Raw genomic sequence first — 16,949 nt, 5'->3', positions numbered from 1 at the left:
CACTAATAAAACCAGATTATAAAAATGCCTTTATTTAAAAGGAATCCTTTTGGACATATATTGTTCGTTAAAAGATTTTTAATACAAGTTCTCGGAGTTATTTCTCACGGACGTTACCGTAAGTTTAATGACCTGCAAATAGAGGGAATGGATGTTTTAAGAAGTCTCCCCGACCAAAAAGTACTATTTATCTCCAATCACCAAACCTATTTTGCCGATGTAGCAGCCATGTTTCACGTATTTAATGCCGCTTTAAAAGGTAGAGATGACAATATTAGAAACGTAGGGTATTTATGGAAACCTAAACTAAATATTTATTATGTTGCTGCAGGTGAAACCATGCGTTCTGGTTTGCTTCCTAAAATTTTTGCTTATGTAGGTTCTGTCTCTGTTGAAAGAACTTGGAGAAGCGCAGGAAAAGATGTAAACAGACAAGTAAAAATGTCTGACATTTCTAATATAGGAAAAGCTTTAGACGATGGCTGGGTAATTACCTTTCCACAAGGTACAACTACCCCTTTTAAGCCTATTCGTCGTGGTACAGCCCATATCATTAAAACCTACAAGCCTATTGTAGTTCCTATAGTAATTGACGGGTTTAGACGTTCTTTTGACAAAAAAGGGTTGATGATAAAAAAACGTAACGTACTACAATCTATGGTTATTAAAGAACCTTTAGAAATTGATTACGAAAATGAAGATGTGGCTAGCATTGTTGAAAAAATTGAGTATGCAATAGAGCAACACCCATCTTTTTTAAAGGTGTTAACACCAAAACAACTTCAGGAACAAGAAGAGTTTATTGAAAAGAGACGTTTTTGGGGAGCTGATAAACCTAAAGAAAAAGAAAAGAAAGATTAATAACATTAAAATTAACGTTTAAGTTATGGCTGATAAATCTATTTTAAATGAAAAGTCTATTGACTTTTTAGAAAAATACTTGAATAATGCTGCTCCTACAGGATACGAGTGGGAAGGGCAAAAAATATGGATGGACTATTTAAAACCTTATGTTGACGAGTTTATTACCGACACTTATGGTTCTGCTGTAGGAATTATAAACCCTGATGCTAAATATAAAGTAGTTATTGAAGGACATGCTGATGAAATTTCTTGGTATGTAAACTATATTTCTGATGACGGATTAATTTATGTAATCCGTAACGGAGGTAGCGACCACCAAATTGCTCCTAGTAAAATTGTAAACATTCACACTAAAAACGGAATTGTAAAAGGTGTTTTCGGATGGCCAGCAATTCATACACGTAATAAAGCGAAAGAAGAAGCTCCAAAACCAGACAATATTTTTATTGATTGTGGTTGCAGCACTAAAGAAGAAGTTGAAAAATTAGGTGTGCATGTTGGTTGTGTTATTACCTACCCAGATGAGTTTCACATTCTAAACGAGAACAAGTTTGTATGTCGTGCTTTAGATAACCGTATGGGAGGTTTTATGATTGCTGAAGTAGCACGTTTACTACACGAAAACAAGAAAAAATTACCTTTCGGTTTATATATTACAAACTCTGTTCAAGAAGAAATTGGTTTGCGTGGTGCGGAAATGATTACCGAAACCATTAAGCCTAACGTAGCTATTGTTACTGATGTAACACATGACACTACCACACCAATGATTGATAAGAAAAAAGAAGGTCATTTAGAGTTAGGTAAAGGTCCTGTAGTAGCTTATGCTCCTGCGGTACAACAAAAATTACGAGATTTAATTATTGATACTGCCGAAGCTAACAAAATTCCTTTCCAACGCTCTGCCCTATCAAGAGCTACAGGAACTGACACTGATGCATTTGCATACAGCAATGGTGGAGTTGCTTCTGCTTTAATCTCTTTACCATTACGTTACATGCACACTACCGTTGAAATGGTACACCGTGAAGATGTTGAAAATGTAATTAAAATGATTTACGAAAGTTTATTAAAAATTGAAGACGGAGAAGATTTCTCTTACTTTAAATAATATAAATAATCAAACGTCATTACTTATTTGTAATGACGTTTTTTTTACCAGCTTTTTATGGATGAACTTATAGATATTGTCGATGAAAATGGAAACTATACAGGAAAAACTTGTTTAAAATCTGAGGCTCATAAACATGGCTACTTTCACCCTACTATCCATGTTTGGTTGTACACTTCTAATAAACAAATACTACTTCAAAAAAGAGCACTAACTAAAAAAGTTTTTCCTGGTTTATGGGATATTTCAGTTGCTGGTCACATAGCTGCCGGTGAAAACATTAAAATTGCTGCTGTTAGAGAGGTTAAAGAAGAAATAGGTTTTGATATTCTTCCTGAAAACTTACATAAAATAGGTACTCGAAAACACATGGTAAATCACCCGAATGGAATTATCGATAATGAGTTTCATCATGTATTTATTGCTGAATTAACAGTTTCTGTCCAAGAATTAAAACTTCAAGAAGAGGAAGTAGCAGACTTAAAGCTATTTAGCTTAGAAACAATACTGCATACAAAAAACTACGAAAACTTATTACTTCCTCAATATCAAGACTATTATTCTTTTGTTCATAAACATATTTTAAATATTTTAACTTAATTTTTTAGCTTTAATAATTTAGTTTTAATTTTAAAATCAATTAGTTATATTTAGAATGAAAACTATCAAACTATGCTATCAAAACAAGAAAAGTCTGCGTTAAGGAGTAGGTTGTTTCGTCACTTAGACGGAATTGTTACTTGTCCAGCAGCTTACACTTTACATGAAAAAGGAATTACTAACTACTTATTAAAGAAGAAATCTGTTAGTTTAAATGAAATTACTTCCGAATTTAACGCTAATGACGGTTATTTAAATGTGGCTTTAAGAACATTGTGTTCTCAAGGCTGGTTAACACAACATGTAGATAATACACATAACACTGTTCAGTTCGAAATCAATGAAGCTTCAGCTATAGCTTTTTCTTATTTTCACTTATATAAAGAAGCTTTTTTATTGTTGAAATTTTCAGAAAATTATAGCGCTCGAAAATTTGAAATTGAACCTTATGAGAAGCTTGAAAAGCTTTATAAAAACTTTACAAACAACTTCGGAATTAAAACTCCATCAACTTCTGAAGAAAAAGAAGCTCTAGCTCAGATCCTTACACATATCGAAGGTATTATTGTTGGTCCAACAACAGTTTTATTAGGTATGAGCGGTATGTTTCATAAATACTTTATGCAAACAAAATTCAGTGCTGATGAGTTTCATAAAGACGCTGATAATTTTAGTCGGCTACTTGATTTATTAACCAATCTAGGTTGGTTTTTCAAGACTAAAGACTCTTATGAGTTTACTGATGAAGGCTTGTTTTTTGCTCGAAGAGCAAGTGCTTACGGAGTTACAGTTTCCTACATCCCTACTCTTAGAAAATTAGACAAACTTATATTTGGAGACCCAGACATTTTTAGAACTTCAGAAATTGGAAATGACGAAATTCATGTAGATAGAGAAATGAATGTTTGGGGAAGTGGTGGCGCGCATTCTACCTACTTTAAAGTAATCGATGAGATTATTATTAACCTATTTAATAAACCTATCAACGAACAACCTAAAGGTATTTTAGATGTTGGCTGTGGTAATGGTGCATTTTTAAAACATTTATTTAATGTAATTGAACATCAGACTAAAAGAGGTACTATGTTAGAGGATTATCCTCTATTACTTATTGATGTCGATTATAACGAAGCTGCATTAAAAATCACTCGAAAAAACCTAGTACAAGCAGATATTTGGGCTAAAGTGATTTGGGGAGATATTGGAAATCCGAAAGCGTTATCAGAAGATTTACAAGATAAATACGGAATTAACCTTTCTGATTTATTAAACGTTCGTACCTTTTTAGATCACAACAGAATTTGGCAAGAGCCTGCTCCTAATGATAATTCAACTATTACCAATTCAACTGGAGCTTATGCTTACAGAGGAAAACGTTTGAATAACAACTTGGTAGTAGAATCTTTAAAACAGCATTTTACCAAGTGGAAACCGTTTATTAGTAAATTTGGCTTATTGCTAATTGAATTACACACATCAAAACCTGAATTGGTTGCTAAAAACTTAGGAAAAACAGCGGCTACTGCCTACGATGCTACACATGGTTATTCTGATCAATACATTATTGAGCTTGATGAATACATGAATACTATGGAAGCTATTGGGTTGACTTATGATAAAAACACGTTTAGAAAATTTCCAAACTCGGAATTAGCAACGGTTTCTATAAATCTTTTTAAATAGAAAAGCGGGGTTTAAACCTCGCTTTTCTATAATTTATATGACTCTTTTCAATATTCTATTTCTCCACGGTATTTTCTTTTACCGATAATAAGTTTGCAAATAACTTATAAGCACCTGAAACTCCTGCTGGAAGCTCTCTAAAGAAGCTTAACCCTGTATAGATATAGTTTCCTTTACCATATTTAGCAACTAACAAACTTCCATCTTTTGCTGACTCTCCTTTATCATGCATAGATAATATCGAAGTGTATTCTTTACTCCATTTGTTAGGAAAATATAAGCCTCGTTCTTGTACCCAACCATCAAAATCAGCTTCAGTAATTTTGTTTGGGTAATTTAAAATAGAATGTTCTTTAGCTAACAAGGTTACTTTAGAATGTTCGTCTGTTACTCTATCACGTGATAATTGTAATTCATACGGCGCTTGTACATCTACCCCTCTATTCGTGTTGTATTGCACTATTAAATTTCCACCATTTTTTACATATTCTAACAAGTATTTTTGCTTAAACTGCAATTCTTTTATAGTGTTATATGCCCTAATACCAACAACAATTGCGTCAAATTGCTCTAAATTTCCATTAATCTCATTTACATTCAATTCTGTTACCTCGTAGCCAATTTGTTGTAAACTTTCTGGAATAGCATCTCCTGAACCTTGTATATACCCTATTCTTGTACCGTTCTTTTTTATATCCATACGTACAACTTTTGCTTGTGATGGTAATAATACTGACTGTTTAGGAATATGACTATAATTAATTTCTATCAATTCTTTATCATAACTTTTACCTTCAACTTTTGCTATAGCTTTTAAAACTCCTTCTGATTCATTTTGTGTTGGAGTAACCATAAAGTCAATCAACTGAATATCTCCCTTTTGGTCTATAGAAAATTTTGCTTCGTTTGGAGTAACTTTCCACCCTTTTGGTGCTTTTAGAGTAACTATTCCATTTGTATTTTTCGCTCCAGAACGAACTTCTACAGTTACTTTTTGAGATTTTTCTGAAGAAAAAACAAGTACCTTATTCAATAGCTTTGTTGTTACTTTCGGTAACACCTCAAAAGGTTCATAAATTTCTCCTTTATCTCTTTTAGCGTATCTATGTACCACTGGAATTGTAAATGCAATTGGTTGGTCTTCAATTATAATATTGTATTGAATTTGAATTGGCCTTAAAGACTCTGGATTACCTATTAATTTTTGATCGTTTACTTTGTACATTCCCAAATCCCACTGAGTAGCTAACCAATATGGCGAAGAGTAAGAAACATCTTTAGCGATATTGATTTTACTTTTAAAGTTTTGTTTTCTATTGGGTGCTAAATCCAATTCTTTTTTGATGTTTTTCCCTTCAGGAAGAATGGTAATTGACGACAACTCCATAGAAATAAAGCTTCTATTTAGTGCTTCAAAATTTACATTAATTGTACTACTTGGAATTGAACTAGAACTTTCTGCCGATGCTTCTAAATATAAACCTGCACAAGCTTTGATAATTTCATTCAATTCTTTTGTCTTAATAGTTCTCCAATGAGTATTTTTTAATTGCCTAACTTTTTTGTATGCCTTTAACAAGTCTGGCAGGTGCTTTGATGGATTTACAAAATCAAAATTTTGTTCAACATCATATAAAATATCTCCTATTTCTCCTCCACCATCTACTCTATTCCATGTTGTATTTATTCCTGAAAAAATATCTTTTTTGTCTTTAGGAAATTCTCCTTTTAAAAACTCTACATATTCTGTTTGACTTCCTCTAGTGGTTAACCTTCCAAACCCTTGGCATAAATGTTGACTGCTTGCTATTGCTGCTACTTCATTATTAGACAATCCTTTTAAAGGGTAGTACGTTCCCATATCAAAGCTTAACATATTACTTTTGTCTGCTTTTTCAAAAGCTTCTTCACTTCCGTAAAACCACCAAGAAGTATTAAAAAACAACCTATTAGGCCTCCATGTATCTGTATACTTTAATTGCTCAGGGTATTTTGATTTATCATTAGCTAAATCAAAAGCTTCAACACTTAACATCGCTGATGAAGTATGGTGACCATGCGTTGTTCCTGGTGTTCTATGATTAAAACGATTGATAATCACATCGGGTTTGAAAGTACGAATTGCCCAAACTACATCGGCTAAAACTTTATCTTTATCCCAAATTTTTAACGTTTCATCAGGGTGTTTTGAATATCCAAAATCATTAGCTCTAGAAAAACGTTGTTCTCCTCCATCTACATTTCTTGCAGCTAACAGCTCTTGAGTACGAATAACTCCCAAAAGTTCACGCATTTCAGGACCTATTAAATTTTGCCCTCCATCTCCACGGGTTAACGACAAATATCCTGTTCTTGCCTTTTCATGATTAGATAAATATGCGATCAAACGAGTATTTTCATCATCAGGATGCGCAGCGATGTATAATGCAGAGCCTAAAAAGTTTAATTTTTGAACTTTCTCGTAAATCTGATTTGAAGTAAGTTTTTGTGGTTTTTGTGCGCTTATTGTTAGTGAAATCAATAAAAAAGATAGTAATAAAAGTACTTTTTTGTGCATTTTTAATAGTTTGAATACTACACAAATGTAACTTTTTTAACTAAAGTATGAAGTACATTAACAAAATGCTAACATATTGGAAAGTAACATCTATATGTTAAGCAATAAAAAAACTCAAACTTCACTTGAAGTTTGAGTTTTTTTTTGCCTTTTAAAAATATGTTTTATTGTATATAGTAATATTTTCTGTCATATCTATTTCCGATAACTTCAAATTCTATGGATTCACCCTTATACCCAAAATTCATATCTACTAAGTAAAAATTTTTATCAAAAATAAACTTATACTTATTAACCCCTACTCTTTCCCATTGAAATTCTTCTAACTCTTCTATACATTCGCCTGTTGAACTATTAGAACTAAACCAGTCTCTTTTAACCTTGTTATTACTGAAAAATTCAATAGTACTTAATTTTTCGCAACTTGTAAGAGTCATCGGAATATCTGTCTCCTCTAACTTATCAAATACTTCTGCTTCTCTTAAAAATCTTTTTCCTAAAATAGGATCCTCAATAACAACTTCATTACTTTTAGTTTTGCTTCCTCCACCTTTAACAACTAGATATATAGTAACAGGAAAACTCACAGTATTATCTAAGTATAAACTTCCATTATAGTTATTTCCTCCTTCATATCCCGTAGTTATTGTCTCTGAGTCTTTTAATTGCCCATTCATGTATAACTCAAAAGTTAATTTCCCTCCTTCTTCAAACTCATCTGACCGAATACTTAACGAGCTTCCTACATTACTCCAGTTTATTTCTATAAACGGATTACTAGACGCTAAATCATCACTATTACTGCATGAAGAAAATGACGATAGTAGTACTAAGGAAAAAATTAATGCAATTTTTGTTTTTGTAAAATACATTTTCATAGTTTTAAATTTTAATTTGACGCGAATATAGTTTTTTAATCTAAAAAATACTCATCTTTAAAACCTATTAAATACAATTTTTCTTGTGCACGGGTAACAGCCGTATATAACCAACGTAAATATTCAACCGAAGCTCCATCTGGCAAGTATGGTTGTTCTATAAAAACTGTTTTCCATTGACCTCCTTGAGATTTATGACAGGTCATTGCGTAAGAGAACTTTACCTGAAGCGCATTGAAATACTTATTTTTCTTAACACCCATAAATTGCTTGTACTTTGATTTTTCATGTACAAAATCTTCTTTTACAGCTTCATATAATCGGTTAGATTCTTCATACGTTAATGACGGACTTTCACTTGTAAGAGTATCTAACAACAACACTGTTTCAAAAGGTTTCATATCAGGATAATCAATCATGCGAACTTCAACTTCTGCAAACTTAAAGCCGTATAATTCTTTAATTGAATTGATACGCATAACTTCACAAATATCTCCATTTGCTATAAATCCTGCCGAAGAAGAGTCTTTTAACCAGTAGTAATTATTTTTCACTACCATCACGTAATCTCCTGTAGAAATTTCATTTTCTTGTCCACGAATTTTAGTTCTAATCTGTTGATTGTATTGATTAGCTCTCTTATTTGAACGTACAATAATAGCAGTATCTTCCACTCCTATATCTCCATCATAAGCCATTGTTATAGCATCTTGAATATCATAACCATCTTGTAGACGAATAATGTCGGGATAATTTAAATCAAATTGAAAATGTATTGAATCATTCTGAATTAACAAACGTAAATCGGTTGCATTAGCCAAAATCCCTGAGCCTTCTTCTTGTCTAACCACTTCGTCTAACTCAATTTCTGTAACTTCTTTATTAAACTCAAACGAAAGTTTGTCAGCTTCTAAAGCTGGACTCATAGTTAACTTTACAGGTGGTAACTGTGCCGTATCTCCAATAAAAATAATTTTACAATTTTTTCCTGAGTATACATATGAGATTAAATCATCCAATAAAGAACCATTTTCAAATAATTTCGCGTTCTGCTTTTCATCAGAAATCATAGAAGCTTCATCTACAATGAAAAGAGTATCAGTATGCTTATTAGGTTGCATTACAAAATTTACAGCTCCACTACTTTGCTTTTTAGGAAAGTAAATTTTTTTATGAATCGTAAATGCCTGTCGGTTAGAATATCCTGAAATTACTTTCGCTGCACGACCTGTTGGCGCTAGTAAAACTGCTTTTTGTCCTATTTTCCATAAATTATGTACAACGGTACTTATTATTGTTGTTTTACCTGTTCCTGCATACCCTTTTAATAAAAATAAAGCGCGATTATCATCTGAAAAAATAAAATCTGTTAAGACATCTAGTAACTCATTTTGTTTTTCTGTAGGCGAATACGGGAATTTTTGTAGTATTTCTTTATAAAATTTCGGAGCAGTTTGCATCATATATCAAATAATATTCAAAGATAAGTCTATTTCTAAATAATTATTTTCATCATTGAAAAAAAATTGTAGATTTGCGAATATCATACATTAAAAATTAAAAAAATGAATTTATTATTAATGATTTTAGCAGCTGTTGTAGTTGCAGTTCTTTTAGCATTACTTGTTGTTAAGTTTGTTCCTCTAAAAATGAGATGGTTAGTCTCTATATTATTATTAGGAGCAACTGTCTTTTTAGTATATAAAATTTATAATGGTGTTATGGAACCTATTAATTTTAACAAAGACAAGAGAGTACGTTATGCTAAGGTTATTAAGAATTTAAAGTTGATTCGAGACGCTGAAGTAAAATATAAAGAAGTTTACGGAACATATACTAACAATAAAGATACTTTGCTTGCCTTTATTAAAAATGGTAAATTAGCTATTACAGAAACTAAAAACGTTGAAAAAACTGTTGAATTAGGTGGTGGTATTACTAAAGATATATCTGTTAAAGTTATTGATACTGTAGGGTACGAGCCTGTTTTAAAATATTTTGAAGGTAAAGAGTATGCTACTATGTTTGATGTTCCTGGTACAGAAGAAAAATTTGAATTAGCTACAGGTAGAGTTGAAAAAGTTGCTGGTTTAGAAGTTCCTGTTTTTGAAGCTAAAGTTTCTAAGAAGCCTATCTTAAAAGGAATGAACCCTTCTTTAATAAAACAAGAATTAGAAGCTATTGAAACAGATCAAATTAAAGGTGAATTTGTTTCTGTTGGTTCTTTAACTGAAGTAACTGTAGGTGGTAACTGGCCTCCTTATTACGATAAAGGTGAAGCAATTGCAAAAAAAGAGTAAAAAAAATAGCGCTTTTGCGCAGCATAAAAGTCTATCCATCCAATTTAGTTTGGATGGATTTTCTTTTTGTATATCAAACTCAGAAACAAAAGAAATTCTTCTTTTTACTGAGTATACATTCTCTAGTTCTATCGCTTCTCCAGAACTATTACTAGATAAAATCATCCGTGTTTTTGATACTGACAAAGACTTACAACAAGATTTTACATCCGTTTTTGCTATCCACCAAAACAATTTGGCTACGTTAGTTCCTAACAAGCTTTTTGATAGAAACAACTTAGCTCCTTATTTAAAGTATGATGTAAAAACATTAAAAACAGACTTTATAACTTACGATTTACATACTATAATAACTGCTAATACAGTTTACATACCTTATGTAAACATTAACAACTATCTTTTTCAAAACTTTGGAGAATTTGAATACAAGCATCATTCAACGGTTTTAATTGATAAACTACTCAATTACTCTGAAAATGACTCTGAGGAGCAATTTTTTGCACATGTTTCTCCTTCTCATTTAGATATTGTTGTTTGTAAGGAAGGAAAACTATTATTTTATAACTCATTTTCATATAATACAAAAGAAGATTTTATATATTATATTCTTTTCACTGCTGAACAATTGCAAATGGATCCAAATTCTTTCCAATTGACATTTATCGGTGATATTGAGAAAGAATCTGATATATACTCTATTACTTACACGTACATTCGAAATATTCACTTTATGAACCCTATAAATAGTTTTTTTACTGATAGTGAAGACTTTTCGAATCATTCTAATTTTATACTTATAGCCTAATGCGAATTATTTCTGGAAAATATAAAAGTAAAAGAATTACAGCTCCTAAAAACCTGCCTGTAAGACCCACAACAGATATGGCAAAAGAGTCTTTATTTAATATTTTAAATAACTTCTATTATTTTGAAAACATTTCTGTACTAGATTTATTTGCTGGAACAGGAAACATAAGTTACGAATTTGCTTCTCGAGGTACTGAAACCATTAATGCTGTTGACGCTCATTATGCTTGTATAAGATTCATTAATCAGACAGCTAAGGATTTAAACATGTCTATTAACAGCTATAAAAGTGATGTATATAAGTTTTTAGAAAAAACGCCCCTTAAAGTAGATGTAATTTTTGCTGACCCTCCATATGACTTTGAAGAAAAACAATTTTTAAAAATAGCTGACATAGTTTTTGATCGCAACTTGTTAAATAATGATGGGCTTTTGATAATTGAGCACTCAAAACATACAGATTTATCTCAACATCCCTATTATAACTATGAAAAACGCTATGGTGGTAACGTTTTTAGCTTCTTTGAAATAGTTAATGATAACCAAGAGTAATACTTATAACTAATTTATCTATTAAAACAACCTAATCAACTATAGAAAACTGAATTCCAACGAAATAAGCTATTTATTTTAAAAGCAAGTTATAATTTTATAATATAAATTTAAAACTATGTATTATGGAATTTAAAATTAAAAGCTCTAAAAATTATTTAAAGATATCAGGTGACTTAACTCTTACCAACGTTCAGCTTTTTGAAGTAATGATTTATTCTTTTATAAAAAAATATAAAGACATTAGCATAGATATTAGTAATGTTACTAATATTGATACTCTAGGGGTTAACTCAATTGTAGAAGCTTATCAGTTTTCTTTAAAAAATAAAAAGAATTTGCTTTTTTGTGGCAAAGGCTCAAAAGATATTATGGATGAATTATATTACAGAAATGTGGCATAAAAAAACAGCCATAATTTTATATGATATTATGGCTGTTTTTTTAATTAATAATTTAAGAATACATTTTCTCTCTTAATTCTTTTACTTTAGAGTCCTCTAAATATTCATCGAAAGTAGCATACTTATCAATAATCCCTTTAGGTGTAATCTCTATTATTCTATTAGCTACTGTTTGTGCAAACTCATGGTCATGTGTAGTAAACAATACAGTTCCCTTGAAGTTTATTAATGAATTATTCAACGCTTGAATAGACTCTAAATCTAGGTGATTTGTTGGTTCATCTAGCATTAAAATATTAGCTCTTGTCATCATCATACGAGATAGCATACAACGTACTTTCTCTCCTCCAGATAATACATTACTTTTCTTTAAAGCCTCTTCTCCTGAGAAAATCATTTTTCCTAAGAAACCTCTTAAAAATACTTCCTCTCTCTCCTCTTCAGTTTGTGCGTATTGACGTAGCCAATCTACTAAATTTAACTCTCCATTTTGAAAATAAGCAGAGTTATCTGCTGGTAAATACGATTGAGTAGTTGTTACACCCCAACTATATTTACCTGAATCTGCTTCTTCATTACCTGAAATTACTTGATAAAAAGCTGTAGTTGCTTTAGAGTTTTTAGAAATAACAGCAACTTTATCTCCTCTATTCAAATTAATATCAACATTTGAAAACAATAACTCTCCTTCTGCATCCTTTTTTGATAAACCTTCAATATTTAAAATCTGGTCTCCCGCTTCTCTATCTCTTTCAAAAATAATTGCAGGATAACGACGTGAAGAAGGTTTAATTTCATCAACATTTAGTTTCTCAATCATTTTCTTACGTGAAGTTGCTTGTTTAGATTTAGCCACGTTTGCAGAAAAACGACGAATAAACTCTTCTAATTCTTTCTTTTTATCTTCTGCCTTTTTATTTTGTTGAGCTCTTTGTTTAGCTGCTAATTGAGAAGACTCATACCAGAAAGTATAATTTCCTGAATAATGATTAATTTTTCCAAAGTCTATATCAGAAATATGCGTACAAACAGCATCTAAAAAGTGACGGTCATGAGATACTACAATTACTGTGTTATCATAATTTGCTAAGAAATTTTCTAACCAAGAAATAGTTTCAAAATCCAAATCGTTTGTAGGCTCATCCATGATTAATACATCAGGATTCCCAAATAACGCTTGTGCCAATAATACACGTACTTTTTTCTTAGAGTCTAATTCTGATAATAATGTGTAATGATCTTCTTCTTTAATACCCAAATTTGACAGTAAACTTGCAGCAGAAGCATCGGCATTCCAACCGTCCATTTCTTCAAAACGAACTTGCAACTCACCAATTTTTTCTGCATTTTCGTCAGAATAATCAGCATATAATGCATCTATTTCTGATTTTATTTTGTGCAGTTCTTTGTTTCCCATTAACACAGCTTCTAAGGCAGTATACTCATCAAAAGCATAATGATCTTGTGTTAATACAGACATTCTCTTTCCTGGTTCTAAATGAACTTGCCCTGAAGTTGGTTCTTGTTTTCCTGATAAAATCTTTAAAAATGTAGATTTTCCCGCTCCATTTGCTCCGATAATTCCGTAGCAATTTCCTTGAGTAAACTTTGTGTTTACTTCATCAAACAAAACACGTTTTCCAAACTGAACTGATAAATTAGAAACTGATAACATGTATATTTTTTTAAATTCCGTGCAAAAATATAAAAACTAAAGACTATAAAAGAATTTGCATTAAAGTTTTTAACATCTTACTTTTGGCTCGTTTTAATTCGTTTTTAACAACGAATTAACAGCCTAATATTAAAGAGTTATCTATTTTTGAACTTTAATATTTAGGATAATTTGAATTATGATTAAGTATTTTATACCTCTCATATTAATTGTGTTTATTGGATGTAATAAGTCTGATAAGGATAAGCCTACCTATTTTGGAGGTAAAATCATCAATCCTAAATGTGATTTTGTTGTATTATCAGACAATTACGATTTTAACGACACTATACCTCTTAGCAAAAACAATACGTTCCTAGGTAGCTATAAGAAATTTAAAGAAGGTTTATACATCTTTCATCATGGTAATGAGCTTCAATATGTATACATGCAACCTTCTGATAGTTTGTTAATTAGACTGAATACATGGGACTTTGATGAATCATTAGTTTTTAGCGGTATAAATGCTGAACGTAATAATCTCTTGTTAGAGTCCTTTTTACAATATGAGCAAGATTTTAAAAATACCTTCGCATATCTTTCTTTACCTAAAAATGAATTTTTGGCTAAGATAGATTCAATGAAATCAGATAAAAAGATTATTCTTGAAAACTATAAAACTAACAGTAATGATGTTTCTGGTTTTTTAGATGTTTTTGATATATCTTTAAACTTCCCTTTATATACTAGATTAGAACAATATGCTATTAAAAATTTAAATAATAACATTCAAAATTTTAGTAGTTCTTATTACAGTTACCGCGAAAAGGCTCCTAATAAAGACTCTTTGATGTTTTATGGACCTTACTACAGATTCGTGATGGAAAAAATTAATAATGATGCTTATCAGAAAAGTAATGGAGTGAAAACTGATAAATTCACACAAAATCTTTTGCATGCCATTAACGAAAATGTAACTCTCGAGACTGTTAAAAATAAAATGTTGTACAATGCTGTTATTCGTAATTTTTACGAAGAGCCTAGTAGCGAAGTTAAAAGTGAAGCATTTTTTACTTTTTTTAAGTTAAACACCAACAACGAGCATAAAAAAAATGTTCAGCGTTTGATTAATGATTTAAAAGTTCTAAATAAAGGAGAGAAATTACCTCCTTTCAAACTAATTGCAGCAGACGGAGAGTTAAAAGAGTTTTCTAACATTTCTAAAAATAAAAACACTGTTGTTTTATTAAAAAACTACGAGTATGCATCAGATGATTGGGTTTCTTCTCGTTTCAATTATTTAGTTAAAAAAAATCCTGATATTAATTTTGTTCTTGTTAATTTGTGCGACTCTTCTAAAAGATTTACAAAAAACGTAGATGTAAAATATCAATACACCATACCTAGCGAAAGTGCCGTATGTGATTTTACCACCAGTAAATTTCCTCGTATGATTTTAGTTGATAAAAACGGAATTATTCAAAATGGTTATACTAGCTTATCTGCTAAAGATATAAATCTAGAAATAAGCAACTTACAAAAAACAAAATAGTTAACCTCTATTCATTTTATTTAGTGTACTTTTGCACCGTCCAAAAAAAATCGTGCTAAAACGATTTAATTAATATTAATTATAGAATTCGCGGAGGGGCATCTGTGGGTTCTCTAAAAACACAGTATGTCAACATTTTTAGATTTAGGTTTGCAAGAACCTATCAATAAGGCATTAACCGATTTAGGTTATGAAAAGCCAACAGTAATTCAAGAAAAAGCAATTCCACAAATAATTTCTTCTACAGAAGATTTAAAAGCATTTGCACAAACAGGTACAGGTAAAACTGCTGCCTTTAGTTTACCTATTATTGAACTTGCTGATCAAACAAGCACACACACACAAGCAATCATCTTATCTCCTACTCGTGAACTAGCAGTACAAATAGGAAAAAACATTGAAGACTTTTCAAAGTATTTACCTAACTTAAAAGTAGCTACTGTTTATGGTGGAGCTAATATTGAAGAGCAAATAAGAAAACTTAAAAAAGGTGTTCAAATAGTTGTAGGTACTCCTGGTAGAACTGTAGACTTAATTAAAAGAAGAGCTTTAAAGCTTGGTAATGTACAATGGTTAGTACTTGACGAAGCTGATGAAATGCTTAACATGGGCTTTAAAGATGAACTAGACCAAGTTTTAGAAGCTACACCAAACACCAAACAAACATTATTGTTTTCTGCAACTTTTCCTAGAGAAGTAGAAGATATTGCAAAAAACTACATGACTAACCCTGTAGAAGTTACATCTGGACAAAAAAACCAAGGCTCAGATAATGTAAGTCATGAGTATTACTTAGTAAACGAAAAAACTCGTTATCCTGCTTTAAAAAGAGTAGCTGATTTAAACCCTGATATTTACGGAATTGTTTTCTGTAGAACACGTAGAGAAACACAAGAAGTAGCTAATAATCTTATTAGAGATGGTTATAATGCTGATTCTTTACATGGTGATTTATCACAAGCTCAACGTGACTCTGTAATGGAGAAGTTTCGTAAAAAGAACATTCAAATATTAGTAGCTACTGATGTTGCTGCTCGTGGATTGGATGTTAACAACTTAACACACGTTATTAATCATAAATTACCAGATCAAATTGAAAACTACAATCACCGTAGTGGTAGAACTGGTAGAGCCGGTAACAAGGGAGTTTCTATTGCTTTAGTAAGCAAAAAAGAACAAGGCAGGTTACGTCCTATTGAACGTATTATAAAAAAACAATTCGTTCACACTCCTATTCCATCTGGCAAGGAAATATGTCAAAACCAATTATTTCATTTAATTGATAAAGTTCATAATACTGAGGTAAACACAGAACAAATTGAAGGTTTTTTACCAAGTATTTACGAAAAATTAGAAGATTTAAGTCGTGAAGAGTTAATTCAAAAGTTTGTTTCTTTAGAGTTTAACACCTTCTTATCTTACTACGAAAATGCTCCTGATTTAAACAACTTATCTTCAAGAGAAAATTCAAGGGGACGCTCTTCTAGTGAAAACATGACCCGTTTCTTCATCAATTTAGGAAGAAAAGATCGTTTAAACCCAGCCAAGTTAATTGGTTTAATCAACGATCAGAACATTGGTGATAAAATTGAAATTGGAGCTATAGATATATTAGATACTTTTTCTTTCTTTGAAATCGATAAAAACTTCGAAAAAGAAACTTTAGATGCCTTTGCAGCAAATGATCCAGATTTTAATGGACGATCAGTGAATATCGAAATTACTAAAAACGACCGTAGTGGTGGTGGAAGAAAATCACGTAGAAGTGGTGGCGGATTCAATGGTAAAAAACGTAGAAGTGATAAGCCTACTGATAGCAGAAAAAATTTTGGTAGAAGACGTAACGAAAACAGTTCTTCAAGAAGAAGTGATAACAAGCCTGCTGCAGGATTTGGTAGAAAACGTAGAAGAGATTAATTTAAAAGCAATCAAATAAAAAAGCAACTCAAATGAGTTGCTTTTTTTATTATGAGATTCAAAATAAAAT

At 31.1% G+C, this 16,949-nt stretch carries 14 protein-coding genes; 10 read left to right on the top strand and 4 right to left on the bottom strand.

Annotation, left to right across the window (positions count from 1 at the left end; all coding sequences use genetic code 11):
- The first annotated feature begins 24 nt into the window (after positions 1–24).
- The 4 genes from ACXIHB_RS01725 to ACXIHB_RS01710 all read left to right on the top strand — a co-directional run bounded on the left by ACXIHB_RS01725 (position 25) and on the right by ACXIHB_RS01710 (position 4,258).
- Positions 25–861, top strand: a complete 837-nt coding sequence (locus tag ACXIHB_RS01725; protein ID WP_462098753.1) for a lysophospholipid acyltransferase family protein — start codon at positions 25–27, stop codon at positions 859–861.
- 25 nt (positions 862–886) lie between these two features.
- On the top strand, positions 887–1,975 hold the full coding sequence (locus tag ACXIHB_RS01720; RefSeq protein WP_047789544.1) for a M42 family metallopeptidase: 1,089 nt from the start codon (positions 887–889) through the stop codon (positions 1,973–1,975).
- A gap of 57 nt (positions 1,976–2,032) precedes the next feature.
- Positions 2,033–2,575, top strand: a complete 543-nt coding sequence (locus ACXIHB_RS01715) for an NUDIX hydrolase (protein WP_239179522.1) — start codon at positions 2,033–2,035, stop codon at positions 2,573–2,575.
- 72 nt (positions 2,576–2,647) lie between these two features.
- Positions 2,648–4,258, top strand: a complete 1,611-nt coding sequence (locus tag ACXIHB_RS01710; protein WP_462098752.1) for a class I SAM-dependent methyltransferase — start codon at positions 2,648–2,650, stop codon at positions 4,256–4,258.
- A gap of 55 nt (positions 4,259–4,313) precedes the next feature.
- Here the strand turns inward: ACXIHB_RS01710 and ACXIHB_RS01705 are convergent, their stop codons facing one another.
- The 3 genes from ACXIHB_RS01705 to ACXIHB_RS01695 form a co-directional block, all read right to left on the bottom strand.
- The gene (locus ACXIHB_RS01705) at positions 4,314–6,815 is read right to left on the bottom strand and encodes a PIG-L family deacetylase (RefSeq protein ID WP_462098751.1); all 2,502 of its coding nucleotides are present in this window, start codon (positions 6,813–6,815) and stop codon (positions 4,314–4,316) included.
- Positions 6,816–6,979: 164 nt separating this feature from the next.
- Positions 6,980–7,687 carry a hypothetical protein gene (locus tag ACXIHB_RS01700; RefSeq protein WP_462098750.1) on the bottom strand — a complete coding sequence of 236 codons (708 nt, stop codon included), beginning with the start codon at positions 7,685–7,687 and terminating at the stop codon, positions 6,980–6,982.
- A gap of 41 nt (positions 7,688–7,728) precedes the next feature.
- Entirely contained in the window at positions 7,729–9,156 is a 1,428-nt protein-coding gene (locus ACXIHB_RS01695) for an ATP-dependent DNA helicase (protein WP_462098749.1), read from the bottom strand.
- Between the two features lie 102 nt (positions 9,157–9,258).
- Here ACXIHB_RS01695 and ACXIHB_RS01690 point away from each other — a divergent pair, with 102 nt between their 5' ends.
- From ACXIHB_RS01690 to ACXIHB_RS01675, 4 genes are all read left to right on the top strand, one after another.
- Positions 9,259–9,993 carry a hypothetical protein gene (locus ACXIHB_RS01690; RefSeq protein WP_462098748.1) on the top strand — a complete coding sequence of 245 codons (735 nt, stop codon included), beginning with the start codon at positions 9,259–9,261 and terminating at the stop codon, positions 9,991–9,993.
- A complete protein-coding gene (locus ACXIHB_RS01685) occupies positions 9,968–10,798 on the top strand; it encodes a DUF3822 family protein (RefSeq protein ID WP_462098747.1) in 831 nt (276 codons plus the stop codon). Before ACXIHB_RS01690 ends, ACXIHB_RS01685 begins: the two co-directional genes overlap by 26 nt.
- Positions 10,798–11,352, top strand: coding sequence for an RsmD family RNA methyltransferase (locus tag ACXIHB_RS01680; protein WP_159495263.1), 555 nt, complete (start codon positions 10,798–10,800; stop codon positions 11,350–11,352). Before ACXIHB_RS01685 ends, ACXIHB_RS01680 begins: the two co-directional genes overlap by 1 nt.
- 125 nt (positions 11,353–11,477) lie before the next feature.
- Entirely contained in the window at positions 11,478–11,756 is a 279-nt protein-coding gene (locus ACXIHB_RS01675; RefSeq protein ID WP_047789535.1) for an STAS domain-containing protein, read from the top strand.
- A 52-nt stretch (positions 11,757–11,808) separates the two neighbouring features.
- Here the strand turns inward: ACXIHB_RS01675 and ACXIHB_RS01670 are convergent, their stop codons facing one another.
- Positions 11,809–13,431 (bottom strand): ABC-F family ATP-binding cassette domain-containing protein, encoded by a 1,623-nt coding sequence (locus tag ACXIHB_RS01670; protein WP_047789534.1) that lies wholly within the window; start codon positions 13,429–13,431, stop codon positions 11,809–11,811.
- Between the two features lie 178 nt (positions 13,432–13,609).
- Here ACXIHB_RS01670 and ACXIHB_RS01665 point away from each other — a divergent pair, with 178 nt between their 5' ends.
- Positions 13,610–14,962, top strand: a complete 1,353-nt coding sequence (locus ACXIHB_RS01665; RefSeq protein ID WP_073182900.1) for a hypothetical protein — start codon at positions 13,610–13,612, stop codon at positions 14,960–14,962.
- Positions 14,963–15,088: 126 nt separating this feature from the next.
- On the top strand, positions 15,089–16,879 hold the full coding sequence (locus tag ACXIHB_RS01660; protein WP_462098746.1) for a DEAD/DEAH box helicase: 1,791 nt from the start codon (positions 15,089–15,091) through the stop codon (positions 16,877–16,879).
- Positions 16,880–16,949 lie beyond the last annotated feature (70 nt).

This window comes from Tenacibaculum sp. IMCC1 (assembly GCF_054906355.1).
The sequence above is the reverse complement of the archived record's forward strand: the minus strand, read 5'-3'. Positions and strand labels throughout refer to the sequence as shown.

What these genes read in the sequence shown, in the direction of transcription:
- ACXIHB_RS01715 (WP_239179522.1), top strand. Translation starts at nt 2,033, where the DNA reads ATGGATGAACTTATAGATATTGTCGATGAAAATGGAAACTATACAGGA.
- ACXIHB_RS01670 (WP_047789534.1), bottom strand. Translation starts at nt 13,431, where the DNA reads ATGTTATCAGTTTCTAATTTATCAGTTCAGTTTGGAAAACGTGTTTTG.
- ACXIHB_RS01720 (WP_047789544.1), top strand. Translation starts at nt 887, where the DNA reads ATGGCTGATAAATCTATTTTAAATGAAAAGTCTATTGACTTTTTAGAA.
- ACXIHB_RS01675 (WP_047789535.1), top strand. Translation starts at nt 11,478, where the DNA reads ATGGAATTTAAAATTAAAAGCTCTAAAAATTATTTAAAGATATCAGGT.
- ACXIHB_RS01690 (WP_462098748.1), top strand. Translation starts at nt 9,259, where the DNA reads ATGAATTTATTATTAATGATTTTAGCAGCTGTTGTAGTTGCAGTTCTT.
- ACXIHB_RS01660 (WP_462098746.1), top strand. Translation starts at nt 15,089, where the DNA reads ATGTCAACATTTTTAGATTTAGGTTTGCAAGAACCTATCAATAAGGCA.
- ACXIHB_RS01710 (WP_462098752.1), top strand. Translation starts at nt 2,648, where the DNA reads ATGCTATCAAAACAAGAAAAGTCTGCGTTAAGGAGTAGGTTGTTTCGT.
- ACXIHB_RS01700 (WP_462098750.1), bottom strand. Translation starts at nt 7,687, where the DNA reads ATGTATTTTACAAAAACAAAAATTGCATTAATTTTTTCCTTAGTACTA.
- ACXIHB_RS01680 (WP_159495263.1), top strand. Translation starts at nt 10,798, where the DNA reads ATGCGAATTATTTCTGGAAAATATAAAAGTAAAAGAATTACAGCTCCT.
- ACXIHB_RS01695 (WP_462098749.1), bottom strand. Translation starts at nt 9,156, where the DNA reads ATGATGCAAACTGCTCCGAAATTTTATAAAGAAATACTACAAAAATTC.
- ACXIHB_RS01725 (WP_462098753.1), top strand. Translation starts at nt 25, where the DNA reads ATGCCTTTATTTAAAAGGAATCCTTTTGGACATATATTGTTCGTTAAA.
- ACXIHB_RS01705 (WP_462098751.1), bottom strand. Translation starts at nt 6,815, where the DNA reads ATGCACAAAAAAGTACTTTTATTACTATCTTTTTTATTGATTTCACTA.
- ACXIHB_RS01665 (WP_073182900.1), top strand. Translation starts at nt 13,610, where the DNA reads ATGATTAAGTATTTTATACCTCTCATATTAATTGTGTTTATTGGATGT.